Origin of the sequence: Alicyclobacillus macrosporangiidus CPP55, assembly GCF_000702485.1 — a bacterium.
In the GTDB taxonomy this organism is placed as follows: Bacteria; Bacillota; Bacilli; order Alicyclobacillales; family Alicyclobacillaceae; genus Alicyclobacillus_H; species Alicyclobacillus_H macrosporangiidus_B.
In genome coordinates this window covers 355,276-380,325 of record NZ_JNIL01000001.1, presented here as the reverse complement: position 1 = coordinate 380,325, position 25,050 = coordinate 355,276, and the positions used below count along the sequence as shown (strand labels likewise).

25 protein-coding genes, 1 tRNA gene and 3 rRNA genes are annotated in these 25,050 nt (G+C 60.6%); 7 read left to right on the top strand and 22 right to left on the bottom strand.

The window, feature by feature from the left end; all coding sequences use genetic code 11:
* Positions 1 to 10: 10 nt before the first annotated feature.
* The gene (locus tag N687_RS0102060; protein WP_029420275.1) at positions 11 to 466 is read left to right on the top strand and encodes a DUF441 domain-containing protein; all 456 of its coding nucleotides are present in this window, start codon (positions 11 to 13) and stop codon (positions 464 to 466) included.
* Between the two features lie 119 nt (positions 467 to 585).
* Here N687_RS0102060 and N687_RS0102055 read toward each other — a convergent pair whose 3' ends face one another.
* From N687_RS0102055 to N687_RS0102020, 8 genes are all read right to left on the bottom strand, one after another.
* Positions 586 to 1,185 (bottom strand): adaptor protein MecA, encoded by a 600-nt coding sequence (locus tag N687_RS0102055; RefSeq protein ID WP_029420274.1) that lies wholly within the window; start codon positions 1,183 to 1,185, stop codon positions 586 to 588.
* A gap of 133 nt (positions 1,186 to 1,318) precedes the next feature.
* Positions 1,319 to 2,725, bottom strand: a complete 1,407-nt coding sequence (gene pepV / locus N687_RS0102050) for a dipeptidase PepV (RefSeq protein ID WP_051662872.1) — start codon at positions 2,723 to 2,725, stop codon at positions 1,319 to 1,321.
* Positions 2,726 to 2,763: 38 nt separating this feature from the next.
* Complete coding sequence (locus N687_RS0102045) at positions 2,764 to 3,744, bottom strand: substrate-binding domain-containing protein (protein WP_029420272.1); 981 nt, start codon at positions 3,742 to 3,744, stop codon at positions 2,764 to 2,766.
* A gap of 258 nt (positions 3,745 to 4,002) precedes the next feature.
* Positions 4,003 to 4,085, bottom strand: a tRNA-Leu gene (locus tag N687_RS0102040).
* A gap of 1,292 nt (positions 4,086 to 5,377) precedes the next feature.
* Positions 5,378 to 5,494, bottom strand: a 5S ribosomal RNA gene (gene rrf, locus N687_RS0102035).
* A 50-nt stretch (positions 5,495 to 5,544) separates the two neighbouring features.
* Positions 5,545 to 8,502 (bottom strand): 23S ribosomal RNA (locus N687_RS0102030).
* Between the two features lie 148 nt (positions 8,503 to 8,650).
* Positions 8,651 to 10,203, bottom strand: a 16S ribosomal RNA gene (locus N687_RS0102025).
* Together the 16S, 23S and 5S rRNA genes form the textbook arrangement of a ribosomal RNA operon.
* Positions 10,204 to 10,844: 641 nt before the next feature.
* Positions 10,845 to 12,245, bottom strand: a complete 1,401-nt coding sequence (locus tag N687_RS0102020) for a UvrD-helicase domain-containing protein (protein WP_197029192.1) — start codon at positions 12,243 to 12,245, stop codon at positions 10,845 to 10,847.
* 153 nt (positions 12,246 to 12,398) lie between these two features.
* Here N687_RS0102020 and N687_RS0102015 point away from each other — a divergent pair, with 153 nt between their 5' ends.
* Entirely contained in the window at positions 12,399 to 13,085 is a 687-nt protein-coding gene (locus N687_RS0102015) for a metallophosphoesterase (protein WP_029420270.1), read from the top strand.
* Between the two features lie 33 nt (positions 13,086 to 13,118).
* Here the strand turns inward: N687_RS0102015 and N687_RS20585 are convergent, their stop codons facing one another.
* Both N687_RS20585 and N687_RS20580 read right to left on the bottom strand, forming a co-directional pair.
* Positions 13,119 to 13,388, bottom strand: a complete 270-nt coding sequence (locus N687_RS20585) for a hypothetical protein (RefSeq protein ID WP_035462017.1) — start codon at positions 13,386 to 13,388, stop codon at positions 13,119 to 13,121.
* Positions 13,389 to 13,442: 54 nt separating this feature from the next.
* Positions 13,443 to 14,174 (bottom strand): class I SAM-dependent methyltransferase, encoded by a 732-nt coding sequence (locus tag N687_RS20580; RefSeq protein ID WP_051662871.1) that lies wholly within the window; start codon positions 14,172 to 14,174, stop codon positions 13,443 to 13,445.
* Between the two features lie 136 nt (positions 14,175 to 14,310).
* Here N687_RS20580 and N687_RS0102000 point away from each other — a divergent pair, with 136 nt between their 5' ends.
* Positions 14,311 to 14,661, top strand: a complete 351-nt coding sequence (locus N687_RS0102000; protein WP_029420268.1) for a hypothetical protein — start codon at positions 14,311 to 14,313, stop codon at positions 14,659 to 14,661.
* A 43-nt stretch (positions 14,662 to 14,704) separates the two neighbouring features.
* Here the strand turns inward: N687_RS0102000 and N687_RS0101995 are convergent, their stop codons facing one another.
* The 5 genes from N687_RS0101995 to N687_RS24330 all read right to left on the bottom strand — a co-directional run bounded on the left by N687_RS0101995 (position 14,705) and on the right by N687_RS24330 (position 17,714).
* Positions 14,705 to 15,031: a rhodanese-like domain-containing protein gene (locus N687_RS0101995; protein WP_029420267.1), complete on the bottom strand. Its 327-nt coding sequence runs from the start codon at positions 15,029 to 15,031 to the stop codon at positions 14,705 to 14,707.
* Between the two features lie 77 nt (positions 15,032 to 15,108).
* Positions 15,109 to 15,948 carry a C40 family peptidase gene (locus tag N687_RS21890; protein ID WP_051662870.1) on the bottom strand — a complete coding sequence of 280 codons (840 nt, stop codon included), beginning with the start codon at positions 15,946 to 15,948 and terminating at the stop codon, positions 15,109 to 15,111.
* 96 nt (positions 15,949 to 16,044) lie between these two features.
* Positions 16,045 to 16,749 (bottom strand): S1C family serine protease, encoded by a 705-nt coding sequence (locus tag N687_RS0101985; protein WP_231493372.1) that lies wholly within the window; start codon positions 16,747 to 16,749, stop codon positions 16,045 to 16,047.
* A 195-nt stretch (positions 16,750 to 16,944) separates the two neighbouring features.
* A complete protein-coding gene (locus tag N687_RS0101980) occupies positions 16,945 to 17,286 on the bottom strand; it encodes a DUF1450 domain-containing protein (protein WP_051663524.1) in 342 nt (113 codons plus the stop codon).
* Positions 17,287 to 17,543: 257 nt separating this feature from the next.
* Complete coding sequence (locus N687_RS24330; protein WP_197029191.1) at positions 17,544 to 17,714, bottom strand: hypothetical protein; 171 nt, start codon at positions 17,712 to 17,714, stop codon at positions 17,544 to 17,546.
* A 120-nt stretch (positions 17,715 to 17,834) separates the two neighbouring features.
* Here N687_RS24330 and N687_RS0101970 point away from each other — a divergent pair, with 120 nt between their 5' ends.
* Entirely contained in the window at positions 17,835 to 18,092 is a 258-nt protein-coding gene (locus N687_RS0101970; RefSeq protein ID WP_197029190.1) for a DUF1450 domain-containing protein, read from the top strand.
* On the opposite strand, the gene N687_RS0101965 is transcribed toward N687_RS0101970, so the two are convergent.
* Positions 18,074 to 18,871: a DUF2797 domain-containing protein gene (locus tag N687_RS0101965; RefSeq protein ID WP_156040255.1), complete on the bottom strand. Its 798-nt coding sequence runs from the start codon at positions 18,869 to 18,871 to the stop codon at positions 18,074 to 18,076. The genes N687_RS0101970 and N687_RS0101965 overlap by 19 nt on opposite strands.
* A gap of 56 nt (positions 18,872 to 18,927) precedes the next feature.
* Here N687_RS0101965 and N687_RS0101960 point away from each other — a divergent pair, with 56 nt between their 5' ends.
* A complete protein-coding gene (locus N687_RS0101960) occupies positions 18,928 to 19,599 on the top strand; it encodes a PrsW family intramembrane metalloprotease (protein ID WP_197029189.1) in 672 nt (223 codons plus the stop codon).
* Positions 19,600 to 19,619: 20 nt separating this feature from the next.
* Here N687_RS0101960 and N687_RS0101955 read toward each other — a convergent pair whose 3' ends face one another.
* Complete coding sequence (locus tag N687_RS0101955; RefSeq protein ID WP_029420260.1) at positions 19,620 to 19,985, bottom strand: hypothetical protein; 366 nt, start codon at positions 19,983 to 19,985, stop codon at positions 19,620 to 19,622.
* A 385-nt stretch (positions 19,986 to 20,370) separates the two neighbouring features.
* On the opposite strand from N687_RS0101955, the gene N687_RS24325 reads away from it, so the two are divergent.
* Complete coding sequence (locus tag N687_RS24325) at positions 20,371 to 20,535, top strand: hypothetical protein (protein WP_197029188.1); 165 nt, start codon at positions 20,371 to 20,373, stop codon at positions 20,533 to 20,535.
* Between the two features lie 36 nt (positions 20,536 to 20,571).
* Here N687_RS24325 and N687_RS20575 read toward each other — a convergent pair whose 3' ends face one another.
* Positions 20,572 to 21,270: an SIR2 family NAD-dependent protein deacylase gene (locus N687_RS20575; RefSeq protein WP_081841075.1), complete on the bottom strand. Its 699-nt coding sequence runs from the start codon at positions 21,268 to 21,270 to the stop codon at positions 20,572 to 20,574.
* A gap of 122 nt (positions 21,271 to 21,392) precedes the next feature.
* Between N687_RS20575 and N687_RS0101940 the strand changes: the two genes are divergently transcribed.
* Positions 21,393 to 21,797 carry a helix-turn-helix transcriptional regulator gene (locus N687_RS0101940; protein ID WP_029420258.1) on the top strand — a complete coding sequence of 135 codons (405 nt, stop codon included), beginning with the start codon at positions 21,393 to 21,395 and terminating at the stop codon, positions 21,795 to 21,797.
* 40 nt (positions 21,798 to 21,837) lie between these two features.
* On the opposite strand, the gene N687_RS24320 is transcribed toward N687_RS0101940, so the two are convergent.
* The 4 genes from N687_RS24320 to N687_RS0101920 all read right to left on the bottom strand — a co-directional run bounded on the left by N687_RS24320 (position 21,838) and on the right by N687_RS0101920 (position 24,949).
* A complete protein-coding gene (locus N687_RS24320; RefSeq protein WP_197029187.1) occupies positions 21,838 to 22,002 on the bottom strand; it encodes a hypothetical protein in 165 nt (54 codons plus the stop codon).
* Positions 22,003 to 22,023: 21 nt separating this feature from the next.
* Positions 22,024 to 23,766, bottom strand: a complete 1,743-nt coding sequence (locus N687_RS0101930; protein ID WP_029420257.1) for an ATP-binding protein — start codon at positions 23,764 to 23,766, stop codon at positions 22,024 to 22,026.
* A complete protein-coding gene (locus tag N687_RS0101925) occupies positions 23,763 to 24,470 on the bottom strand; it encodes a response regulator transcription factor (protein ID WP_029420256.1) in 708 nt (235 codons plus the stop codon). Before N687_RS0101925 ends, N687_RS0101930 begins: the two co-directional genes overlap by 4 nt.
* 98 nt (positions 24,471 to 24,568) lie before the next feature.
* The gene (locus tag N687_RS0101920; RefSeq protein WP_029420255.1) at positions 24,569 to 24,949 is read right to left on the bottom strand and encodes a YhcN/YlaJ family sporulation lipoprotein; all 381 of its coding nucleotides are present in this window, start codon (positions 24,947 to 24,949) and stop codon (positions 24,569 to 24,571) included.
* Between the last annotated feature and the right edge of the window lie 101 nt (positions 24,950 to 25,050).

The window sequence follows — 25,050 nt, the reverse complement described above, 5'->3', positions numbered from 1 at the left end:
CGAGCGCGGGGTGTTTACACCAGAAATCCTTCTCATCGTATTTATCCTCGTCGGAGTGTTGGGGCGTGCGACCATCGTCTCGGTAGCCGCCAGTCTCCTGCTGATCGTGCGGATGTTACGCTTCGACCGGTTGTTTCCGATGCTCGAGCGGCGAAGCTTGGAACTTGGGCTGTTGTTCTTGATGATCTCCATCCTGGTGCCGCTGGCGAGCGGCCGGATCGACGCGCGCGACATGATGCGGACCATCTTCAGCCCGCTCGGGCTCATCACCGTGTTCGCCGGGGTGATTGCAACCGTGATCAACGCTGAGGGGCTGGAACTGCTCAAAGAGTACCCACCCCTGTTGATCAGCGTCGTGGTGGGCAGCGTCATCGGGATCGCCCTTTTCGGCGGAATGCCTGTGGGCCCTCTGATGGCCACCGCCATCGCCGCACTGTGCATCCAGGTCTACGATTGGTTTCAATGAAGACGTGCCATGGCGCAGCGAGGCACGCGCAGCGTCACATACAGGACAACAGATAAATAAGAAACGAGGGCGACGCCCCCGTTCCATTTCTTGTATAACCAACGACAGCTTCGACAACTTTATGACAGCGGGAAGTGATCCGCGATATACCGCAGGGTGTTGTGAGTGACAATCGGCTTCCCGTACTCTTCGAGCATCGCCGAGGTCACCTGGCAATATTCCCCGTACTCGTGGCAGATGGCCCATATCGCATCGTAATCCATATCCTGCATCGAGTCCTCGTCGAGGAACAAGTGATAAGCGCCCTCGTACAGGTACAAGACCGCGCGCACCGGATAATCCTGCAGGGCGTGCGCCACGCGCACGACGTCCTCGAAATCATCGAAGCGAAATACGAACGTGGAGTAGTAGGTGACGTCGACCTCGACGTGCATCTCCTCGTCCTCATCCTCATCTTCTTCCGCCCGGGGAGGCAGGCTGGGTACCCGGGTGACGATGACGACGACGCCTTCGGTCGGCATCGTGAACGCCTCGACAGCGATGGGACCGGCGATTTCAAATCCCACCTGTTCATACGCGGTCTCCATCATGTCCCAGAACAGTTCCTGCACCTTGCGGCCGTTGCGCCAGATCTCATCCCGCTCTATGCCTCGCTCCTCGAGGTCGTCGTAGCTTATGAAGATTCTGACCTTGTCTTTGGCGATCCGCTCGACCCGCATGGGGATCCCTCCCTTGTTTTCAGAGGTCAGGTCGCTCACGCCGTCGTCGCAGCGCCGGGGCAGGTCTGTCTCTCCAGCCTGCCCCTGACGGCGCAGGTCATCCGCCTACGTTCATTATACAGCGAATCGGCTACTATAGCGTATTCGCCAACTCGAACATTGCATGAGCGTATATCTGGGTGCACAGGAAATAATCCTGCAGAGACCAATGCTCGTCCTTCTGGTGCGCCCTGTCCGGCTGGCCTGGGAACAAGGGTCCGAACGCGACCCCGTTGGTGATGGCCCTCGCGTACGTGGCACCCCCGATGGCGATGGGCTCGGCCTTGTTTCCGGTGTACTGTTCATACACCTGAGCCAGGCATCGAATCACCGGGCTGTCTGGGGAGACAAACAACGGATCCCGGTTGCTCACCAGATGAACGCCCCACTTGTCCGATACGTACGCCTGACAGCGCTGCACCAGTTCATCGCCGGTGACATCCACCGGATAACGGATGTTAAACCAGAAGGAGAACGTGTCCCCGGTCAACTCCGCGCGCCCGAGGTTACTCGTCAATGAACCCGTCACGTCGTCCGCGCAATCGATGCCCAGTGCCCGACCCGCGGTGTCCTGAGCGGCGATCGCTCGCCACATGGAGGCATTTGCCACAGGCTGCGAGGAGAGCAAAGCCGCCAGCCGGGTGATGGCGTTCTTACCCAGATCCGGCGTGCTGCCATGTGCGGACGTGCCGTGAACCGAGATTTCCACCGCGTCTCCCTTCACCGAGATGTTGGCGTCAATCTGCTTGGCGCGCGCCTCTTTTCCCAGTTTCTGCTCCCATTCCTGAGCCGCCGTCTCGGAATGGCAGTCCACCACGGCCATCGCGTGATCGGGCACCATGTTGACCCGGTCTCCCCCCGTGAACCGGATTACACGGGGGTTCATCGAATCCGTGTCGGCCCGGGTGTCGATCCGCAGCGTGGCCACTCCTTTCTCGGCGTGAATCATGGGAAAATCGGCATCCGGAGTGAAGCCGCCCAGCGGTTGTGGATACTTCGAAAAGTAATGTTTCATGCACAGCCAGCCGCTCTCTTCATCCAATCCGAAGATAAGACGGATCTTCCGGCGTGGCCGGAGATTGAGTTCCTTCAACGCAATTAGTGCCCACAAGGTCGCCAGAGCGGGTCCTTTGTCGTCGATGGCGCCCCGCGCATACACACTCCCATTGTGAATCTCCGCCCCGAACGGCGGATAGGTCCAGTGGTTGCCGGGCGGGACCACGTCCAGATGGGAAAGTACGGCGATGTACGGATCGCCGTCCCCGTACTCTACATGGCCCGCGTAGCCATCGGCGTTCTGCGTCACCAACCCGTGTGCGGCCGCGAGATCGAGTACAAACTGCAACGCTTCACGGCAAGCCGCGCCAAAGGGTGCGCCCGGTTCCGCTTCCCCTTCCACGCTCGGAATTTGAAGCAACGCCTGAAGCGTGCTCACCATCTCATCTCTGTGCTGTTCCACGAAATCCGCGAACATGCGATCCGCCTCAACCTTCCTGCCCATCTGACCCCTCGTCCGATCGGACGACGGGGCCACTCGCATCAAGTCGACTGTCGTTCAACGATATCGTGTGTCAACGTCACGGTGTAGGTGTCGACCGGTTCGTCCTGCAAGAGCTTGGTCAACAGCCGCATTGACACGGCACCGAAATCGTACATGGGTTGCGCCACGACGCTCATCTCTGGCCGAACCATGGTGGCCAACCGCGTGTTGTCGAAGGCGATCACCTTCACATCGTCAGGCACCCGTCTTCCAAGGTCCTGCACGGCATGAATGGACGCCAGCCCGAGTTCGTCGGTCGCCGCGACAATGCCGTCCACAGGGTGCTCCTGCAGCGCCCTCTGGATGGCGGTCAAAGCGGTCTCGTAACGGCCATCGGGACACTCGATTCGCACCAAATGGCCTTCCGGCACACACGAGGCGACGCCGCTGCCACGCCGATCGGCCAGCACAGACCGCCCTTCAGGCACGGTCGCGTAGGCGATCCGCCGGCATCCGCGATCGAGCAAAAAATGTGCGGCATCGCGCCCGGCCCGGCGGTTGTCGATATTCACCGACGGAATGCGCCGCTCCGGGTCTTCCGTCGCGCACAGGACAACCGGAATCTGGGCCTGCTCGAAACCGTCCACATGCTCTTTGACCAATCGATCGGTCATGTAGACCAGTCCGTCGACCTGTTTTTCCCACATGGTGCCGATCAGATCCACCTCTCGCTTCACCTGGGCGTCTGAGTTCGCGAGGATGATCTGATAATCGTACATCGTGGCAATGTCCTCGATCCCGCGCACCACCTCTGCCACGAACGCGGTGGATACATCCGGCACGATGACGCCGATGGTCCGTGTCTTCTTGCTCGCTAAACCACGTGCCACAGCGTTTGGCCGATAACCCAGCTTGGCGATCGCGTCCAACACGCGACGCTTTGTATCCTCCTTGACGACGGCGGTGCCATTCAGAACCCGCGACACTGTCGCCATCGACACCTTTGCCTCACGTGCGACATCATAAATGGTGACTGTCATTGAAGTCACCTCCCGCCTTCCATTTGCCGTTATCATACCACGATTCCCCAGGGATCGGGCAAGCTGCCTTCCTGGAGCCGTGACGATTCCTCGAATCTGGATTTTGTCTTAGACCGGCCATATCTTACGTGTAGCCAGATCTTGCACTGAACAGAGGCTTCGCCTCCGTTATCAAATCCGACATCGCTCCAACCGACGGCGTTCCAAAGCCCGACGGAAGGGCCGGTTCGTAAAAAAACGGACGATGACATCGTCCGCTGGTGCGGGTGAAGGGACTCGAACCCCCACGGTTGCCCGCCAGAACCTAAATCTGGTGCGTCTGCCAATTCCGCCACACCCGCTCGATGCGTCGGATCCTGGCGTCGAACAAGGCCGGTCTTCAGCCACAATTCGACAGCCTGTCTTAAGGATACACAAAGCCGCACGCCAAATCAATGGACCGCAGGCCGGAGCTCATGCCCGACCGCTCGCCGGACCGCAGGCTGCGAAGACGCTTACCGGTCCACCTATCGCTCTCACGAATTCATCTGCCGCACCGTCCCGCTATCGCGTTCGTCCAGCGTCTGGCTCGGACACCTGTGCTGCCTTACGGTTGCTCGGCTGGACGGGCGGCCGGCTAGCCGGACGGTCGGGTGCAAGGGCGGACGGTCGGACAGGCGGATACGCGGGCGGGTCCACCGTAGACGGTGCCCGTAGCTTGCCGGTCGGTAAAAACGTTTTCCACCTTAACCCTCTGGGGACCCAGCACGATAGTGGACGTTTCGGACTTAACTCGGACCCCGGCCAACATCATAATGTGGTTTCGTTACATTATCCGCTCCGGCCCGGCTCCCCGTCCGTCCGGTTACATGCAAAACAGTCACTATCACTGCCAAGAGGCCTGCGGATAAATACAAAACCGTTGGTATCCATTCCACCCTCCGGTGCCATAAGTGCGATTTGTTTGTTACCGCTCAGCGGATGGTGGGCTCCAAAGGCGTGGCACCCCGACTGCGCCGGTCGGTATCCGGGTGTCTCCGGTGTCTCTTACGGCGTGACACCCCGACCGCGCTGGTGCCGCTGGTGGGTAAAAACGATTTCCACCTTAATCCTCTGGGGACCCGGCACGATAGTGGACGTTTCGAATTTAACTCGGACCCCCGCCGACACCATAAGGTGGTTTCGTTGCGTTATCCGCTCCGCCCCGGCTCCCCGTCCGCCCGCTTACATGAAAAACAGTCACTATCACGGCCCCAAGGCCCGCGAATAAAGGCGAAACCGTTTGTATTCATTCCAGCCTCGGGTGCCATAAGTGCAATTCGTTTGTTACAGCTCACCGAATGGGCGGTCTCGGCACCACGGTCAACTCATTCACCACCCATTCACCACCCATTTGCCCCCCATTGACACCCCATTCATCCCCCATTCCCACCCATTCTCCCCCGCTCAGCCGTCCCGACTGACATGGCGCCCGTCTGAGCCCTCACGTTAACACAGACCAGCCGCCATCCGCCGCGGCACAACCGGCGTCATTCGCGACCTCACCGCGGCGCATGGCAATCCCGACAAGCCCATGACAAGCCTACGCCTGCCGCACACCACACAGCAAAAGGCCCGGCCTGCACCTTGCCGTGCTGGCCGGGCCTTCTCTCTCGCCTGGCGGCGTCCTACTTTCCCAGGGGCTCCCGCCCCGAGTATCATCGGCGCTGGAGGGCTTAACGGTCGTGTTCGGGATGGGTACGCGTGTTTCCCCTCCGCTATGACCACCAGACTTCAGGGTGTCCTTGCACCCTCGAAACCAGATACCGAGTTTCCCTGCTTCTGGTGAAGCCCTCGACCGATTCGTATCCGTCTGCTCCACGTGTCACCACGCTTCCACACCGGACCGATCTACCTCGTCTTCTTCAAGGGGTCTTACTCCCTTTCGGGATGGGATACGTTATCTTGAGGCTGGCTTCGCGCTTAGATGCTTTCAGCGCTTATCCTTCCCCGACTTGGCTACCCAGCGGTGCTCCTGGCGGAACAACTGGGACACCAGCGGTCGGTTCGTCCCGGTCCTCTCGTACTAAGGACGACCCCTCTCACGTATCCTGCGCCCGCGGCAGATAGGGACCGAACTGTCTCACGACGTTCTGAACCCAGCTCGCGTACCGCTTTAATGGGCGAACAGCCCAACCCTTGGGACCGACTTCAGCCCCAGGATGCGATGAGCCGACATCGAGGTGCCAAACCTCCCCGTCGATGTGGACTCTTGGGGGAGATCAGCCTGTTATCCCCGGGGTAGCTTTTATCCGTTGAGCGATGGCCCTTCCACTCAGAACCACCGGGTCACTAAGCCCGACTTTCGTCCCTGCTCGACCTGTCCGTCTCGCAGTCAAGCTCCCTTCTGCCTTTACACTCTCCGCGCGATTTCCATCCGCGCTGAGGGAACCTTTGGGCGCCTCCGTTACCCTTTAGGAGGCGACCGCCCCAGTCAAACTGCCCGCCTGACACTGTCCCCATACCGGCTCCACGGTATCAGGTTAGAAAACAGGTATCTCAAGGGTGGTATCCCAACGCCGGCTCCATGCAGGCTGGCGCCCACACTTCTGTGCCTCCCACCTATCCTGTACATGACATACCCATCTCCAATATCAAGCTGCAGTAAAGCTCCACGGGGTCTTTCCGTCTAGCCGCGGGTAACCTGCATCTTCACAGGTATTACAATTTCACCGGGTCTCTCGTTGAGACAGCGCCCAAGTCGTTACGCCATTCGTGCGGGTCGGAACTTACCCGACAAGGAATTTCGCTACCTTAGGACCGTTATAGTTACGGCCGCCGTTTACTGGGGCTTCAATTCGGACCTTCGGGATCTCTCCCTAAGCCCTCCTCTTAACCTTCCAGCACCGGGCAGGCGTCAGCCCCTATACGTCGCCTTTCGGCTTCGCAGAGACCTGTGTTTTTGCTAAACAGTCGCTTGGGCCTTTTCACTGCGGCTCTGCTCTCACAGAGCGCCCCTTCTCCCGAAGTTACGGGGCCATTTTGCCGAGTTCCTTAACGAGAGTTCTCCCGCGCGCCTCCGTGTTCTCCACGCGCCCACCTGTGTCGGTTTCCGGTACGGGCACCTTGTCACTCGCTAGAGGCTTTTCTCGGCAGTGTGACTCCCAGGGCTTCGGTACTTTCCTTCCCTCCCCATCACAGCTCACGGTTACCAGTGTGCGGATTTGCCTGCACACCCCGCTCGCTGCTTGGACGGCCTCTTCCATCCGGCCGCTCCCCTGAGCCTCCTGCGTCACCCCTTCGCTCAAGCGTGCCAAGGTGGTACTGGAATTTCCACCAGTTCTCCTTCGACTACGCCTTTCGGCCTCGCCTTAGGTCCCGACTTACCCTGGGCGGACGATCCTTCCCCAGGAACCCTTGGGCTTTCGGCGGACAGGATTCTCACCTGTCTTTTCGCTACTTATACCGGCATTCTCTCTTCCGCTCGCTCCAGCTCGCCTCACAGCTCACCTTCCCCGCAAGCGGAACGCTCCCCTACCATACGTCTCCGTATCCAAAGCTTCGGTGGCCAGTTTAGCCCCGTTACATTTTCCGCGCAGCGACACTCGACCAGTGAGCTATTACGCACTCTTTAAATGATGGCTGCTTCTAAGCCAACATCCTGGTTGTCTGTGCACCGCCACATCGTTCCCCACTCAACTGGCACTTCGGGACCTTAGCTGTTGGTCTGGGCTGTTCCCCTCTCGACCACGGATCTTAGCACTCGTAGTCTGACTGCCAAGCACCCACGAAGCGGCATTCGGAGTTTGACTGAGCTTGGTAACCCTGGCCGGGCCCCGCACCCAATCAGTGCTCTACCTCCGCCTCTGTCCACTTGACGCTAGCCCTAAAGCTATTTCGGGGAGAACCAGCTATCTCCGAGTTCGATTGGAATTTCTCCCCTACCCCCAGCTCATCCCCCGGCTTTTCAACGCCGGTGGGTTCGGGCCTCCATGCGGTGTTACCCGCACTTCACCCTGGCCAGGGGTAGATCACCCGGTTTCGGGTCCATGTCAGCGGACTATCCGCCCTTTTCAGACTCGCTTTCGCTTCGGCTCCGGCTTTTCGCCTTAACCTCGCCCGCTAACATCACTCGCCGGTTCATTCTACAAAAGGCACGCCGTCACACGCCAACGCGTGCTCCGACTGATTGTAGGCACACGGTTTCAGGTTCTCTTTCACTCCGCTCCCGCGGTACTTTTCACCTTTCCCTCACGGTACTCTCCACTATCGGTCGCCAGGGAGTATTTAGCCTTGGAAGGTGGTCCTCCCGGATTCCCACGGGGTTCCTCGTGTCCCGCGGTACTTGGGGTCATACTCCGGAGCTGCATCGGTTTCGCCTACGGGGTTCTCACCCTCTACGACCGGCCTTCCCATGCCGTTCGGCTACCTATGCAGTTTCTCACTCCGTCAAGCCGTTGCAGCGGCTTGCCTGTATGCCCCGCTACCCCAACGCGGCAACGGCTGCAACCTCTCACACCGCGCTGGTTTGGGCTCCTCCGCGTTCGCTCGCCACTACTTGCGGAATCACTCTTGTTTTCTTCTCCTCGGGGTACTGAGATGTTTCAGTTCCCCCGGTTGCCCCCTTGCACCTATGCATTCAGTGCAAGGTACCGGCCCATGACGGCCGGTGGGTTCCCCCATTCGGACATCCACGGATCAATGCTCGCTTACAGCTCCCCGTGGCATATCGGCGTTCGCCCCGTCCTTCATCGGCTCCTGGCGCCTAGGCATCCACCGTGCGCCCTTCCTATCTTCACCTGTCGCAGGTCACCCCTGACGTTTCCACGTCAGAAGCGTCTCTCGGTATCCAGTTTCCAAGGTACATCGAGAAAGCTACCCCCATGGTCTCCCCCACGGGTCTCGCCCCCTCAAAACCGAACACGCCTGAGAGTTCCTTGCTCCGTAGAAAGGAGGTGATCCAGCCGCACCTTCCGATACGGCTACCTTGTTACGACTTCACCCCAATCATCAGCCCCACCTTCGGCGGCTGGCTCCCTCTTGCGAGGGTTACCTCACCGACTTCGGGTGTTGCCGACTCTCGTGGTGTGACGGGCGGTGTGTACAAGGCCCGGGAACGTATTCACCGCGGCATGCTGATCCGCGATTACTAGCAATTCCGGCTTCATGCAGGCGAGTTGCAGCCTGCAATCCGAACTGGGGGCGGCTTTCAGGGTTTTGCTCCGCCTCGCGGCCTCGCCTCCCGTTGTACCGCCCATTGTAGCACGTGTGTAGCCCAGGACATAAAGGGCATGATGATTTGACGTCATCCCCACCTTCCTCCGACTTACGCCGGCAGTCACCTGTGAGTCCCCGCCTTTACGCGCTGGTAACACAGGTCAAGGGTTGCGCTCGTTGCGGGACTTAACCCAACATCTCACGACACGAGCTGACGACAACCATGCACCACCTGTCTCCCCTGCCCCGAAGGGAGGCGCTATCTCTAGCGCTGTCAGGGGGATGTCAAGCCCTGGTAAGGTTCTTCGCGTTGCTTCGAATTAAACCACATGCTCCACTGCTTGTGCGGGCCCCCGTCAATTCCTTTGAGTTTCAGTCTTGCGACCGTACTCCCCAGGCGGAGTGCTTATTGGGTTTCCTTCGGCACTGAAGGGTAACCCCCCCAACACCTAGCACTCATCGTTTACGGCGTGGACTACCAGGGTATCTAATCCTGTTTGCTCCCCACGCTTTCGTGCCTCAGCGTCAGTCACTGTCCAGCAAGGCGCCTTCGCCACTGGTATTCCTCCACATATCTACGCATTTCACCGCTACACGTGGAATTCCCCTTGCCTCTCCAGCACTCAAGTCAAACAGTTTCCAAGGCCACCCCGAGGTTGAGCCTCGGTCTTTCACCTCGGACTTGCTTGACCGCCTACGCACGCTTTACGCCCAGTGATTCCGGACAACGCTCGCCCCCTACGTATTACCGCGGCTGCTGGCACGTAGTTTGCCGGGGCTTCCTCTCCCGGTACCGTCTCCCCTGCGGCTTTCCACTCCGCAGGTCGCTCTTCCCGGGTGACTGAGCTTTACAACCCGAAGGCCTTCTTCGCTCACGCGGCGTTGCTCCGTCAGGCTTGCGCCCATTGCGGAAGATTCCCTACTGCTGCCTCCCGTAGGAGTCTGGGCCGTGTCTCAGTCCCAGTGTGGCCGGTCACCCTCTCAGGTCGGCTACGCATCGTCGCCTTGGTGGGCCGTTACCCCGCCAACTAGCTAATGCGCCGCGGGCTCCTCTGTCAGCAGCGCAGTTGCGCCTTTCCCAACAGGCAGATGCCTGCCCATTGCTCTATCCGGCATTAGCACCCGTTTCCAGGCGTTATTCCGGTCTGACAGGCAGATTGCCCACGTGTTACTCACCCGTCCGCCGCTGGCTCCAAGAGGCAAGCCCCTTGAAACCCGCTCGACTTGCATGTATTAGGCACGCCGCCAGCGTTCGTCCTGAGCCAGGATCAAACTCTCAAACCTATCCTGTGATTCTCGCGAATCACTTCGTACGTTCGCTCTCATGGCGTGTTCAGTTTTCAAGGAACCAGTCGCTTTCTCACTTCGCCGCTCTGGGCGGCGCCATCCATCTTACCACACCGCATCCTCGATGGGAAGTGGGGGTTTTTGGAGGACCTCCGCTTGGGCAGCCTTCTCTGGAAGGCTTCCTCTGGGATGACCTCCTCCGGATGGCTTCGCTGCCCGGCACCCGATCGCCTGACCGGCGCCGTGGCCGTCGCAGCCATGCCGCCAGCAACGGTGCCGACGCCACAGCCGTCGCAGCAGCGACGTCGAGTAATATACCACGCCGCCGACGGCTGTGCAATAGGACACATTTGAGCATGAGAGAAAAACGTTGCAAACCGTCAAAAGGCGAACCCACGACCACTGAGCTTGATGAACCGTCGATGTCAGCGCTTGATGAACCGTCGACGTCAGCGGCCGGTCATCCCCGCGAGCGCCCGGCAACATCCCATCAGCGGTCGTTGACTGCCCATCAGCAGCCGGTCACATCCCATCAACGGCCGTTCACTTCGCAGTCCCGGTTCCCCATGACTTCCCATCCCACTCCGCATGTGCCGGTCGGCCTTCCGCATGTGCCGGTGGGCCTGCAGTGGCGGCATTCAATGCATGTGTCGACCATCTTTGATCCAACCTCGCCGGGCGCATGGATACCCGACGTCGGGTTCACACCCCATCTCGTGCACAAACCGAACCGGCCTGACCGCTTGCCGTGCGACGCGGACGGGCGTCCAGATCGCGCACACGTGCCGCGCCCGGGTCAGCGCCACGTAAAACAGCCGCCGCTCCTCCTCCCACTGCGCAGTCGTTTCCGGCTGATTGGCCAGATACGGATTGGGTTCGACGGCGCCCACGATGGCCACAGCGTCCCATTCCCGCCCTTTCCCGTCGTGAAAGGTCCGCCACTCCACCCTCTCCACCTTCTCCCTACACACCCGCCAGGCGCGCATCAATTGAAGTCGAGTGCGTGCCATCACCGCGAAACACCAGGATGGATGCCGACGGCGCAGGTCCTCGAGCCAAGCCGCCACCTCCCGCGCCTCTTCATCCTCATCCGCTGCGGTGAACGCGCATACGGATCCCGGATCTGAACTGGCCGGCCGGACGCGCTTTGGCATCCGCATGCGATTATGTCCAATCAGCCGTTCGGCGCGGGCGACGATCTCGGCGTCCGAGCGGAAGTTCGTCGATAACCAGTGGGGATCTGCCCCCATGACGCCGCCAAATTCGAGCAACCATCTCGGGGAGGCGCCCCGAAACCCGTAGATGGACTGATCGTCGTCTCCGACCACGAACACCGGGCACTGGTAGGTCCGCGCCAATGCCCGTACCACGTGCCACTCCACAGGGTTGGTGTCTTGAAATTCGTCAACGACCAAATAGGCAAGGCGCTCCGTCCGAGTCAACAGCGAGGGATGTTCTTCCAGCACCCGTGCGAACGTGATCGGGATGTCGTCGAAATCCCACCGCCCCATACGCGTCTTCGCACCTTCGTACGTCCGCCCGGCCCTGGCGAATGCCCTCATCTCGCGAGGCCCTCTCCATGCCGGCCGCGGGTGCACCGGAGGCCAAACGGATTTCATCCGGTTCATCCAGCTGAGAAAGGCCCGTACATACCGCGGCCCGTGAAGTCCTTCACGGGCCAGCGCCTTGCGCGCGAGCGCCCTTTGCTCGTCGCCCTGCAGCGGGATCGACACCGGAACACCCGCTTTCGCCAGCCAACGGAACAGCAGCGCGTGAAAGGTGCCGATCCGCAAGGATTCCACCTGAGAACCCGACACACGCCTGTCCCGACCCAGCCTTCGGCGCATCTCCAGGGCCGCCTGCCGGGTGAAGGTGACCGCCATCAGTTCTGCCGGTGCAATTCTGCGATGAACCAGTTGCATCGCCACATGTTCCACAAGTACGCTCGTCTTCCCACTCCCCGGCGCAGCGAAGATCACTGTCGGCGCAGGAGATCGATCGATGATCGCCCACTGTTCGTCGGTCCACACCCGCGTCACCCCCATCGCCTTCATCATGCCGGCGAACGAGCGGAGGCGCCACTCCTCTTGGCTGGGAGTCTCTCCATCAGGAAAACCAGCCCCGCGCGGGGCTCCGGATTGGTGTCCATCCTTTGGCCGTGCTATCATCGGTGTGCAGAAAGGGGCATGGGCATGGGCTTGTTCGCGCTCGCCGACCTGCATCTGGCGCAGGCGGTGGACAAACCGATGGACGTCTTCGGGCCCGAGTGGGACCGGCACGCGGAGCGAATCCGTGAAGCGTGGTGCGCCTCTGTGGACGATCACGATGTCGTCTTGATCCCTGGCGATATCTCGTGGGCCATGACGCTGGACGAGGCGTTACCCGATCTGAGATGGATCGGCAACCTCCCGGGAATCAAGGTGATGATTCGAGGAAATCACGACTACTGGTGGAGCGGCATCGGAAAAGTGCGCCGCGCCCTGGCTCCGAACCATTACGCCATTCAGAACGACGCGCTGGCCGCGGGAGGCTGGGCGCTGTGCGGGACGCGCGGCTGGGTGCTGCCTTCCCACCCCAAATTCACCGAAGAAGACGAGGTCATCTACCTCCGCGAAGCGAACCGCCTGAAACTGTCCCTCGAGGCCGCGCGCAAACTCCAGCTGCCGATGGTCGCGATGATGCACTACCCGCCCTGCAGCCATCCGGGGGAAGAGACCCTGTTTACCGATCTGCTCAGCGCCTACGGGGTGAAACTGTGTGTATACGGACATCTGCACGGCCCTGCGCACCGGTTCGCCGTGGAAGGTGAACACGGCGGCGTCACGTACCGGTTGGTCAGTGCCGACTACGTCGGATTCAAACCCGTACGCCTCTTGTGACGCGAAAAGGCCCCGCAGCGCGGGGCCTTGCCGTCACCGTGGCTTGTCGCCGGAGTGCCGCTGATGCGCCTGGGCTTGATACGAACGCGCATGGCGCGCCGTGTCCGCCAATTGGGTCAACGCCTGCACCGCCGTCCCAGCAGCCTGCTGGATGCGCTGCAGATGCTCAGCCTGTCGCGGAGAATCGTGATCGACGGACACCAACTCGTCGCGAGCCATCTGGGCGATGCTGTCCACCGCCTCCTGGGCTTGCTGAGCGAGTTCCCGTATGGCGCCGAAACGGGCGGATTGTTCATTCCCCATGCAACCGCCTCCTCGCAGGAATGTCAGTCCTACCATGCCCGTCCGCCCGCGCTTCTATGCCGGTTTACGGCACAGGAACACCGAATAGCCAAGGCTCCGGTGGTATAATTCCATCCATTGGGTATTTGCTTGCAGCACGGCCATCACCTGCGGATTGCGGTACGCCGCCGCCGCATCTGGTAACTCGGTCTGTTCCCCTTCGTCGGCTTCCATCATTTCCTCCGGTCGCACGGGTCTGGCCTCGAGGACCTCAATGGCCGTGAACCCCGCCTCCCGGTATAGCGACCGCCAGCCGGATTGGTCGGGTACCCAACGAACTCCGTACACCCGGGCTGCGGTGACTCGCCAAGATTCGTCCACCGGAACGCGCACGAACATCTCGACGTCCACGTAATACCCGCCCGGCTTGAGCACCCGGAAATATTCCGCCAGCGCCCGCTTGGCGTCGACGAACACGTTCACCGACTCCGTCACCACGACGTCGAAGGACGCGTCGCGAAACGGCAGCCGCTCGGCGCTCGCGACGCGCCAGTCTCCGCGCACCCCGGCCAGGCGGGCCCTTTGGCGTGCGTGCCGGATCATCTTTTTCCTCACGTCGATCCCGCAGACCTCCACACCATATCGCTGCGCCAACGTCACCAGCGTCCGCCCCGTCCCGCAGCCGACGTCCAGCACCCGAAACCCCGGTTCCCACGGGATCGCCTGCATCCAGCGTTCGGTGCTTCGCCAGCCGCCCGGATGGGCGACGGCGGCACCAACCTCCGCCAATACGTCCTGATAGTCCACGCAAATCCCCCATTTCGGCCGATTTGCATGCCTCTTGCCCATGATATGAACCCTCGCGGCCGGACGCCCGGGCGAGGCCATTGCGTTTTCGGCCGACGGCGTGTACAGTCAATGGCAAACGGGAAGGGGTGGGCGCGTGGAAATTCACCTCAAACGGGTGTACCTCCTGTCCGTCGAGGAGGCGGGGGATTACATCTTCACGCCCGATGGCGTAGTGGTTCTGCTGGAGAACGGACACTTTCGCCTGTATTGTCCGAATTCCAGTCACAACCGGTACCGGGCGGCGCTCAACAAGTTTCCGTGGGAGGAGTTGGAACGCGGGGTCGTGTTTCGCGACACAGGCATTCGCCTGGCCGACATCACGTCAGACATCCAGCGGCGCGGTTGGACGGACACTTCGTCCATTCCGGCGCTATTGGCACACTTGTACGAGGAAAACCCGAAACACCTGCACTTTCTGAGGCGCCTGGTCTCTTCACCCCAGTGAACGCGGGGACGCGCGTGCGCGCATCCCCGCCGTGGCATCCGCCTCACTCGTCGTACGCCAAGTCGCCGTCCCACGCCAGCATTCCGCCGTGGAAGTTGGCGACGCGGTTGAAACCGTTGAGGAACAGAAATTCTGCAACTTTCTGCGATCGATTTCCGCTCCGGCACACAAACACGTACGGTTGCTCAGGGTCCAATTCGTCCATCCATTCGGCCAACTGCTGCATCGGCTTCAATGGCACATTCGGAATATGCCCGCTGCGATATTCTTCCTCGGTGCGCACATCGATGACCTGAGCGGAACCTGTGCGCAGGATCTCCTTCAGCTCGTCTACCGAATACTGGACGATGCCATCGTGTTCAAAAGGCATCCCGGTCACCTCGTTGGGGTCAGTGTCACCAGTATCCTGACACGCAATCCTCCCGAGGTCAACGTGACGCGCCGAGATCAATAGACTGGACGCCGTGCACCCACAAACCGCGACCGAAAATACGGCGCGTCGATGTGCGTGACGATCACGCCGGTCCGCGCGTTCAACGCCTGAGCCATCAGCCCGTTTCCCACGTACACGGCCACGTGGGAAGCACCCCCGCCGCCCGTATTAAAGAACATCAGATCCCCTGGCCTCAGGTCACCCCATCCCACAGATTGCCCAACCTGAAACTGTTCGTACGACGTGCGCGGAATCACCACCCCCGCCTTGCGGTACACATACTGTACAAACCCGGAGCAATCAAAGCCCTCCGGGCTCTCGCCTCCCCACACGTACCGAGCGCCGATGAAACTCAGCGCGATCGCTGCAATGCGCACGCCAGCATCCATCTGTATGACACCGGTCACGGAACGGGAGGACAAGGAATGTCGCGCAGAGGACGCCGGGGTGGCCTTGCGGTGGGGAGCTGGACGGGAACTGGGAGAAGCCTTGCGAGGCGGTTGACCTGTGGCCGGAGTTTTCGCCACATTGGCTTGCAGGATCTGGGCGCGAAACAGGCGTCGGTCCTGCCACAGGGGCACCATTTCGGTGGCGGTGACCGCGTAGTGCATGCGGCTGAGGCGGTAGTCCAGGGCTAGGTCCGGTGCGGTCTGGGGCGTCCTTCGCACGGATGGCACCGTGCGCGGCAACCACACCCATCGCACTTTGGCAGCTGCGTCCTCCCCAGGCCCGGAGGGAGTCCCCGAGGGCGGGGTGACCGCACGGTTGCCCGGGGTCGAGGAGGGTGGCCACGCGGGACCGGTACCCGCCATCACGACCGAACAGACATACATCAGGGCGCGCTTGAATACCATTTCGTTCCTCCCCTCACGCCGATCTACCGAATTGTATGGCATATTGCGCACCCTTAGAAATTGTCCCTCACCGGTGACCGCCAGGTTACCCCGGAATCAACCGAGAATCCGCTTAATCGTCTCGCGCAATACATCTGCCGCAATGGCGAATCCAATCCCTTGAGAGCTCTGGCTCACCGCGGTATTCATGCCGATCACTTCCCCGCGCAGATTGATGAGCGGGCCACCGCTGTTGCCACGGTTGATGGCGGCGTCGGTCTGCAACAGGTTGGGATATTCCCGATCCCCTATCTGAAGGGGCCGTCCGGTGGCGCTGATGATCCCGACCGTCACCGTATGGTCCAGCCCGAGGGGAGATCCAATGGCGACCACCCACTCACCGACTTTCGTGTCTTTCGACCGGCCGACCTTGAGCACCGTGTCCGGAACCGTGATGGGGGCTTTCAAAATCGCGATGTCGTGCCGGTAATCTGTGCCGACAATGGTCGCCGGCACGGCCTTTTTTTTCCCGTACTGGCGAAGCAGTACGCGCGACGCGCCATGAACGACGTGCTCGTTGGTCAGGATATATCCCCTCGGATCAAAAATGAAACCGGTCCCGATATTGACGGTCCGGTACGTGGACTCGGGTCGCTCCCAAGGCATGCCGAAGGAAAACGGGCGGTTGGCGGTCCGTTCGTGAACGACCTCGATGCCGACGACCGCCTTCTTGTACCGTTCCACCAGCGCCACAAAGTCAGGCAACCCGGCGCAGGCGGCCCGGGAACGTCTACGGGCAGTGCGTTTCACCTGTCGCGCCATGTCGTTCACCTCGGGCGAACTCGAATCCAGTTGCCCTACGATCGTATTCCACGGTCATGGCAGGCGTGAGATGCACGGCCGACATTCCACATCCGCCTACCCTGGCCGTGACCCGCCCATCCACGCAATCAGGCCGTCCAGCGGTACAACCGCTGAACGGCCTGCTTCATCCCGTGTCCAAAGCGCGAGGTTGCCTTATTTCTCGTCGTTCGGCTCGCTCGCTTGCTCGTGGTGGCCGTCCACCTGCTCCGTGGCCGCCTGCGCAACGACGGCAGCGTACGTGCCGGGCAGGGCGGGCTCGGTCATGAACGACATCCCCTGTTTCAACTTCACGTACAGGCCACGCGCATCCCGTGCGCATACAATCGCGTTGTTCCGCAACGCAAACGGCACGTCTGTGCAAAGACCGCACACATCGACGCAGTCCGCGACCTCCATCGGCAGATCCGGATACTCTTCGCGCAGCATGTCATAGACGGGTTGACTGAAGTGCTCCAGGTTCTTCTTGCACCACTTGAGGCCCATCGAGGATGCCATGGTCTCCAACCCCTTCGGTCGTTCATCCTCTCTATCTTACCTGAAGGTGGACCGGAATGTAAGACGTGCGCCGGCAGATGGGACAGATGCACAAGTGTGTGCATACGTCCGGCAGGTCACCGTCCTCCTCGATGTCCGAATACGCGCTGTACGGGCCGTAGAGTTCACCCAGGCGCGGCGCAGCGGTGCACGGGTGCCCGCAGTAGGAACAGGCCAGAACCGGACGTCTGAAGCCGTTGCAGACCGGGCATACCGTTTTACAACGCATGATCGCGGTATCGGATGCCGTAGTTTCCTTTCCGCGTCCGGAACACCTGCACTTTCACGCCGCTCTTGCCCCGAAGCAGGTGATCATCCCGCACACACATGGCGACGTACGATGCCACAGATTTCGAATCGTACAAACGCGCTTCGTAAATCCAAGACATCCACTCTCCCCCTTTGCACGGGTTAGTGTGTCCAGATGCCAGGAATTGTACTCTGGACACGGAGAAGGGTCAGACGCGGGATGACGGAGGCCGTGTTACACTAAGACGGGGGCGATGGACATGGCGTGGGACTGGGTTTTGATAGAGGTCTGCGACGCGAACCCGGCGGACTGTCCTGAGCTGTTTGCGCTGGAACAGGAGTTCCCAGGACTCACCGTGTTGGAGAACGCATGCATGAGTCACTGTGACCTGTGTGCGCGCTTTCCCTACGTGCTCCTCGACGGCGAACTGGTGACCGCTCCGGACACCGCAGCATTGCTCCACAAGGTGCACGCGGAACTGTCGCGGAGAATGGAGGATCACAGGTCAGAGATTTGAACGGCGTATCCCGCGTGGCGCTTGACGTTGAACACGCCACAATCGAACATCAGGTATTGGCCCTTGATCCCGACCAAGGTGCCCTCCAGTTCCGTCTGCTTGTCCAGCGACACCTGGATGAGATTGGGTTCTTCGTCATTGAGGCGGGGATAGCGAAAGCGCCGAACGGAGACGCCCTCAGGAAGCAAATACGGATGCCAAGCATCCGGGAGCCGCGCGATGACCTCCTCCCGGATTTGGAGCAGATCCACATCGGCGTCATCCCGGATCCGCAACATCTTCCGCCAATCTGTCTTGTCTGGAAGATTCCGGGCGATCTCCATCTCCAATTCACCCGCCAATCTGCGCGTAGGTACTTCGGCCAACAGGACCGCCGCGCTCGCTCCCTGGTCAATCCACCGCTTGAACTCCCGGCCTTTGCGGGTTAGTCCCACTTTCACGCCACTCGAGTAGGCCAGATAGACGTAATGCGGGATCATGCAGTGTTCGGACGCGAACGACTCGTCCCTGCATGTCCCTTTATGGAAATGGCACTCGTGTGGTTTGACGATGCACAGGTCGCACTCGGCCAGCGTCGTGAAGCAAGGATAGCAGTAGCCGTTGTTGTATAACTTTTTCACGCGCCTGCCACAATGAATGCAGGCCCGATCACCCGTAAAGGTGATGGCGATCCGCCGGCCCAACAAGTCGTTCATATCGTGCACGGTTTCCCCCATGACGAGCCGGTACCACACCGGGTCCGATGGATGGTGATCCAGTTCGCGTAAATATCCGGTCATCTGCTGGCCCAACATCACGACCTCCCAACGACGTCCGCTGGAAAGAAGGGATTCGGTTGCTCGCGATTGTGGTCATCGCCCTCTTGCCCGCGTTTCTGTTGTTATGCTGGCTGTACACTCGGGACAGGCTCCATCCAGAACCTCGCCGTGCGGTGTACGGAATCTTCCTGCGCGGCGCTGCCATCGTCTTGCCGGCAGGAATCATTGAACGCATGATGCTCCAGACGGAATCGGCTCCCACCCTGGTGTCCTGGCAGCTGTTGTTCGTCACCGCCTTTTTTGTCGCGGGAATGGTGGAAGAGTTCCTCAAGGCGGCCATCGTGGAACGGGCTGCCATTCAAAAAGGTTGGGTACACGCACCGATCGATTGCATCGTGTATGCCGGCGCGTGCGCCCTTGGCTTTGCGGCGGTGGAAAACATCCTCTATGTCACCAGCGAAGGCTGGTCGACCGCGCTGCTGCGAGCCGTAACCGCCGTGCCAGCACACCTCATGTTCGGCATCCTCATGGGTGCAGCCTTCGCTCGTTCCATCTGGCACGAAAAGAGCCGAGCGTGGGCGTACATCGTTCCCGCCGCCGCGCATGGACTGTACGACAGCTTTGCGCTCTCCAACTCATGGGTCGGGGATGTCCTGCTGTTCGCCTACCTCATCATGCTCTTGGAGATATGCCTCCGAAACATCGACTGGGCAGCGCGAATCCGCCGGCCACGCACCGTACAGGGCTGAGCTCCGCGCCCTCCACGTGTTCATCGCGTGTCGTATCCGTTCTGCCCGAATGGCTTCGGTCCCGATGGCACGTCTTCGAATACGAACAACCAACCCTTCGGCGCTCTGTAGACGGTGACCTCCACCTTATCGTCCATCATGTGCATCTGGAACAAGTTGAGATTCGTCTTGAAGTAAGGGCTCAGGTGCTCGTCCAACAGCCGAAGATTGAGCACCCGGTAGCGCTCCTGGGGCGGCACACGGATGCCATTCTCCCCGAACAGGCTGTCTATTTGAATGGACGGAATCCATTCTCTCCTGTTCACTTTGTGCTGTAACTGTTCGTACAGATGCCGTACGGATTTGGCCTTGCGGCTCTGTTCGAGAACCAATCCGTAATGAAGCAAACGGTTCGCCTCCCGCGGGTTTGCTCACCGTCATCATACTTGGAAACGCTGTATGACGCCAGTTTGGACTTTACCCGCTTGCACATCCGGCAGTTCCCACCGGCCAAGTACAGAAGTACATAAAACGAAGTGAAACCAAGCATTCTAAAACCGGGACAAGACGAACGCCCCCTGCGGTAAACCAACCAGATTAGGGGGCGTTCGGCAAAAAAGGGTATGGGAAAGTCTGACCTTATTATAACCAACCTTGTTCGAGAACGGAATAGGGAACGCCTAGTAAACGAATAGAACGAGAGAGGAAACACCTGTCCGCGGTGCGAATTGCCGGCCGCACGAGGTCATGGTATGATAGGAAATGGTATGCATGACAGGGAGGCTGAGTGCCTTGTTCAAGTATTATGCGGGTATCGCCATCATGTGCGCCATCTTCGCTGTTCTGGCCCTCTTTTTCTCCGCCAACGCCGCTACGCTGGCGACCATCTTCATGGGAATGGCGGCCGCCTTCATCGCCATCGGATTCGTCACATCCGGACCGGAATCTCGCTGGTGACACCGATTCGGGACATCCCGTGCACATGCCCCGGATTCAGGCATCAGACAAAGCTGCCCCGGTGAGGAGCCGGGGCAGCAAGCGTTCCGCCTCGTCATTCACCCACACTACAAGGGCCCCTCGACGGCGAGCCAAGTCCGGCAGGCGCCGCACCGGATCCATTTGAAGCGAGGTTCCGACCACGTACAACACCTCGCACCGCCCCACCCAATCGACCGCCAGGCTGTAGTGCCGGATCTCCTCCCCTTCCAAACTGACACCGGGGTGCAAGATGTGGTGACAACCTGGACAACGGGGAACCGAAAAGCGCCAAACCAGATCGGCGCCATACACGTGTCCACAGGACGTGCAACGCAGTTCCCGCAGGTTGCCGTGCAATTCAATCAGGTGCTGGGTCCCCGCGTCCCGATGCAGCCCGTCGATGTTTTGTGTGATCACCCATACACCTCGCCGGGCCAGCGCATAATGTGCCCCGTTTGGGCGCGCGTGGCGCCATTCCGACAACAGCCGCCTGTATAAGCGGTAATACACCTCGGGCCGGGTGCGCCACAATTCGGCTCGGAAAAATTCGTTCAGCGGTACCCCCTCCACCCGCTCGCGCAAAAGGGGCAGGCCGCTGGCACGGCTGATGCCCGCACCGGTGACCGCCACAGAAAAACGCGCTTGGCTCAGCGCCGTGCGAGCGTGTCGTGCCACCTCCTGCACATTGTTTGGCGAGACGTGGATCTCTTGCATGAACTGCCCTCCACTATTCAAAATTTAAATAGAATTCAACAGATGATATTTACAACGGAAAAGGAAAATACTACATTATAGACACAAATATTCTTTCTATCTTACCAGGGAGGCATAGAATGATGGATGAACGATTTGGCGACAGGATCAGGAGACTTCGCCTGGCCAGGCGTTGGTCACAGCAGGAACTGTCCCTGCGGTCAGGCATCTCGACCCCCCACATCTCTTCCATTGAGCGCGGGAAACGCTATCCGTCACTCGATTACGCCCTGCGGATGGCAGCAGCCCTTGGCGTGCCCCTGACCGCGTTGTGCGATGAATCGGTGGCGTTGAAACCGCCGAAGATGCGGTCCTCCCCGGACGAATTGCCGGTCTATCTGCAGAATTTCATTCTGAATGAAGCGGCCACCCCCTACCTGCAAGCGGCACACAAAATCAGCACGCTGCCGGAGCAAGACCGCGAGTTTCTGACCATGCTCATCGATTTGGTCGCCCAGCGGCGGCACAACTCGCAACCGACCGGCTGACACGTAGCCGGGCGGCGAAGGGGCACGTCCGGCCACCGGCTCACCACAGCACTTTGACGCCATATCGGCCGCGGGGGGTTTGGAAGACGCCCACGTACTTCGGTACGCGGCGGTACATCCAGCCTTCCGCGGCTTCGAACCGTGCCTTCAGGCAGTTCGCCTGAAACTTGGTATCGACGAGCCGAAGATAGTATACCCATCCCATGGGTCGCGTCCTCCTTCTCCTTCACGCCCGCGAAGCCCCGGAGTACAGGGGCAAGGAAACGGTGAATGTGGTCCCCGATCCGAGTCGGCTCTCGACCACCACATCCCCCTTGTGTTCCAGGACGATGTGGCGGGTGATGGCCAACCCGAGTCCCGTCCCAGACGTACCGCGGGTGCGCGCTTTGTCCGCCTTGTAGAATCGTTCCCAGATGTAAGGGATATCTTCCGGCGGAATCCCGCTTCCCGTGTCGGATACCCTGACCCTGGCGTGGTGAGGACTTGCGGCAACCTCCATGCGGACGCGGCCGCCTTGCTGGGTGTGGCGGATGGCGTTGTCGACCAGATTGGTGAACACTTGTTCCAGCCGGTCCGGGTCTCCCCACACCCACACAGGCGAACCTGGAACGGAGGCCTGAAGATCCAATCCCCGATCCGAGGCCAGCGTTTGAAACTTCCTCGCAACCCGGCGGACGACGGTGACCAGATCCACCTGTTCGAAGTTCATGTGGAACTGGCCGGACTCCAACTGGGCGAGGTTGAGCAAGTCGTTGACGAGCCGCTTCATGCGCAGGGTTTCATCGTGGATGATCCAGGCCAACTCCCGGCGCTGCTCCGGATCGTCACCAAACTCGTCGAGCAGGGCTTCCGCGTAGCCCTGCATCATGCTCAACGGTGTGCGCAACTCATGCGAGACGTTGGCGATGAAATCTTTGCGCAGGCGATCCAGTCGGCGCTCCTCGGTAACGTCCCGCAGGACGGACACCGTCCCGCGCACCGTCCGCCCGTCCGATGTATACAACGGGGTCGTGGTTACGACCATCTGGCGGCCCAGCACCATCAGCTCCTCGGACCGGGTCTCCTTGCGTTCCAGAACGTGTTCGGTCACACGGAGCAACAGCGCGGGAAGACGCGTCACCTCCGGAACACCGCGATCGGCCAGCGCCCACTGGCTGAGTGTCCGCTGGGCGGGAGGATTCATCAACGTGACGTACCCGTCGAGATCTGCCGCCACGACGCCATCCCGCAAGGAGGAGAGGATGCTGCTGAGTTGGTACTTTTCCTGTGTCAAGGCCGCAATCGTGCGCTCCAGCTCGCTGGCGAGGGCGTTGAAGGTCCGTCCCAGCCGCCCCACCTCATCCGTCGTCACCACTTCGATTTTGCCGCTGAAATTGCCCCGCGCCATCAGTTCGGCCGCCCGGTTCATCTGTACGAGCGGCCGCGACAGGTTCTTGGAGATGACAAACGCTAATCCGGTGGTGAGGATGACGCCCAGGGCCATCGCAAACAGGATGAGATTGCGCATGCGCGCCAGCGGATCGTGCAGAACGCTCATGCGCTGGCGCACTTCCAGCAATCCGGGGGAAGCCCCTGGAATGAGTGCGTACACGGCGACCGTGTCGGCACCATTGTACACGCCGCGGACCGTGACCGTCTGGCCAGCCGCAAGGGCTTGCTGTTGGTCGGCGCTCAACCGTTGGTACACCGCATGGCCCTCACCGGCTTCCGAAATCGAATCGTAGATGGCGATGTGCGCCTGTTGCACATCCGCCAGCTGGGAGGCGATGTGGTTTGCCAGTGCCGCGTCTTCGTTGTCGTGGACGAGCGTCTTGACGGTCGTGGCCAGACGTGTCAACTCGCTGACCTGTTGTTCGTAGACGTAGTTGTCGAAGACTTGCTGCAACAAGATCGATAACAGGACCAACACCAGCACGACCATCGCGACGATGGTCAACCACAACTTGGCGACGATGCTGTTTCGGATCACGAGCCAACCTCAAACTTATAGCCCACGCCCCAGACGGTCACGATGTACTGGCTCACCCGTTCCGAGGCATGGCCCAATTTTTCACGCAGACGCTTGACATGGGTGTCGACCGTACGCTGATCGCCATAGAATTGGTAATTCCACACGTCCCGCAGCAGCTCCTCGCGCGTAAAGACCTTGTCGGGGCGCTGAGCCATGTAGACGAGGAGATCGAACTCCTTCGGCGTCAGATTGACCTCTTGACCCGCGACCTCCACCCTCCGGGCGTCGACACGGATCACCAAATCCGGGAAAGACAAGATCTGTTGCAGGTCCGTGCGCAGATACTCCTGGTCGCCGGCGCGCTTGAGCAATGCCTTGACACGCATCACCAGTTCGCGCGGACTGAAGGGTTTGACGACGTAATCGTCCGCGCCGAGCTCGAAACCGTGAATGCGCTGCGTCTCATCCCCAGCCGCCGTGAGCATGATGATGGGTACGTCGGAATGCTGCCGCACATGCGCGCACACGTCCCGCCCGTCCATCCCAGGCAGCATCAGGTCCAGGATCACGCAGGCGTAGGAACGGGTTAGCATCATGTCCAAGGCCTGTTTGCCGTCCTGCGCCTCTTCGACGGCGAATCCGCTGCGCTCCAGGTACATCCGGACCAACCGGCGGATGCGTTCCTCGTCGTCCACTACCAGAACACGCGGTTGGCTCTCCATCCCCCATGCACCTCCCGGCTCATTCTCCCTCATTATGCCTTGGACAGGTCCACACCGGCAACCGAAGTCCTGTCGCCACAAAAAAACCGGACGGTGTGTCACCGCCCGGCTGGAGGGGACCCGCCCGATGCCGGACTCGTGATCCCCCACGTCCGCTGCAAGATAGAACGCCACGTCATCAGGATGCCGGTCACCGTGCGGCCGCTGACCAGGTAGCGTTGAAACGCCGCGAGATCCGCGAACGCGTGCGCGTCGGCCGTGACGAACACCGGTCCCACCCCGGGCGCAAAACGCCGCACGGTATTTTGGACCCGATTCGTCAACGAGGGAGTCAGTCGCGCGTCCGGCATCAGACGTAACCCAACGTACCCTCGTCCGTCGTCCAGAATTACCACTGCGTCCGCCACGCTATCGCCGTCCCGAAGCGACGCGGCCACGTCCGGCCTGGCCACGATGCGCTGCCCTGTGGGAAAATCCATCCTGCCGCCCACCGCCACGGGCGAACGGGCGTCACCCCAAGCGGTCACGCGGGGTGCAGTGGCACCGGAAGCCGAGGCCCCTGCCTGGGCGTGATTCGGCG

Excerpts from the sequence above, each read along its gene's own strand:
- N687_RS0102045 (WP_029420272.1), bottom strand. The coding sequence starts at position 3,744 with ATGACAGTCACCATTTATGATGTCGCACGTGAGGCAAAGGTGTCGATG.
- N687_RS0101920 (WP_029420255.1), bottom strand. The coding sequence starts at position 24,949 with ATGGATTTTCCCACAGGGCAGCGCATCGTGGCCAGGCCGGACGTGGCC.
- N687_RS0101980 (WP_051663524.1), bottom strand. The coding sequence starts at position 17,286 with ATGGCATCCTCGATGGGCCTCAAGTGGTGCAAGAAGAACCTGGAGCAC.
- N687_RS24330 (WP_197029191.1), bottom strand. The coding sequence starts at position 17,714 with ATGTCTTGGATTTACGAAGCGCGTTTGTACGATTCGAAATCTGTGGCA.
- N687_RS20575 (WP_081841075.1), bottom strand. The coding sequence starts at position 21,270 with ATGCAAGAGATCCACGTCTCGCCAAACAATGTGCAGGAGGTGGCACGA.
- N687_RS21890 (WP_051662870.1), bottom strand. The coding sequence starts at position 15,948 with ATGGTATTCAAGCGCGCCCTGATGTATGTCTGTTCGGTCGTGATGGCG.
- N687_RS0102015 (WP_029420270.1), top strand. The coding sequence starts at position 12,399 with ATGGGCTTGTTCGCGCTCGCCGACCTGCATCTGGCGCAGGCGGTGGAC.
- N687_RS0102055 (WP_029420274.1), bottom strand. The coding sequence starts at position 1,185 with ATGCGGGTCGAGCGGATCGCCAAAGACAAGGTCAGAATCTTCATAAGC.
- N687_RS0101940 (WP_029420258.1), top strand. The coding sequence starts at position 21,393 with ATGGATGAACGATTTGGCGACAGGATCAGGAGACTTCGCCTGGCCAGG.
- pepV (WP_051662872.1), bottom strand. The coding sequence starts at position 2,725 with ATGGGCAGGAAGGTTGAGGCGGATCGCATGTTCGCGGATTTCGTGGAA.
- N687_RS24320 (WP_197029187.1), bottom strand. The coding sequence starts at position 22,002 with ATGGGATGGGTATACTATCTTCGGCTCGTCGATACCAAGTTTCAGGCG.
- N687_RS0101965 (WP_156040255.1), bottom strand. The coding sequence starts at position 18,871 with ATGACCGGATATTTACGCGAACTGGATCACCATCCATCGGACCCGGTG.
- N687_RS0101970 (WP_197029190.1), top strand. The coding sequence starts at position 17,835 with ATGGCGTGGGACTGGGTTTTGATAGAGGTCTGCGACGCGAACCCGGCG.
- N687_RS0101995 (WP_029420267.1), bottom strand. The coding sequence starts at position 15,031 with ATGCCTTTTGAACACGATGGCATCGTCCAGTATTCGGTAGACGAGCTG.
- N687_RS0101985 (WP_231493372.1), bottom strand. The coding sequence starts at position 16,749 with ATGGCGCGACAGGTGAAACGCACTGCCCGTAGACGTTCCCGGGCCGCC.
- N687_RS20585 (WP_035462017.1), bottom strand. The coding sequence starts at position 13,388 with ATGGGGAATGAACAATCCGCCCGTTTCGGCGCCATACGGGAACTCGCT.
- N687_RS0101925 (WP_029420256.1), bottom strand. The coding sequence starts at position 24,470 with ATGGAGAGCCAACCGCGTGTTCTGGTAGTGGACGACGAGGAACGCATC.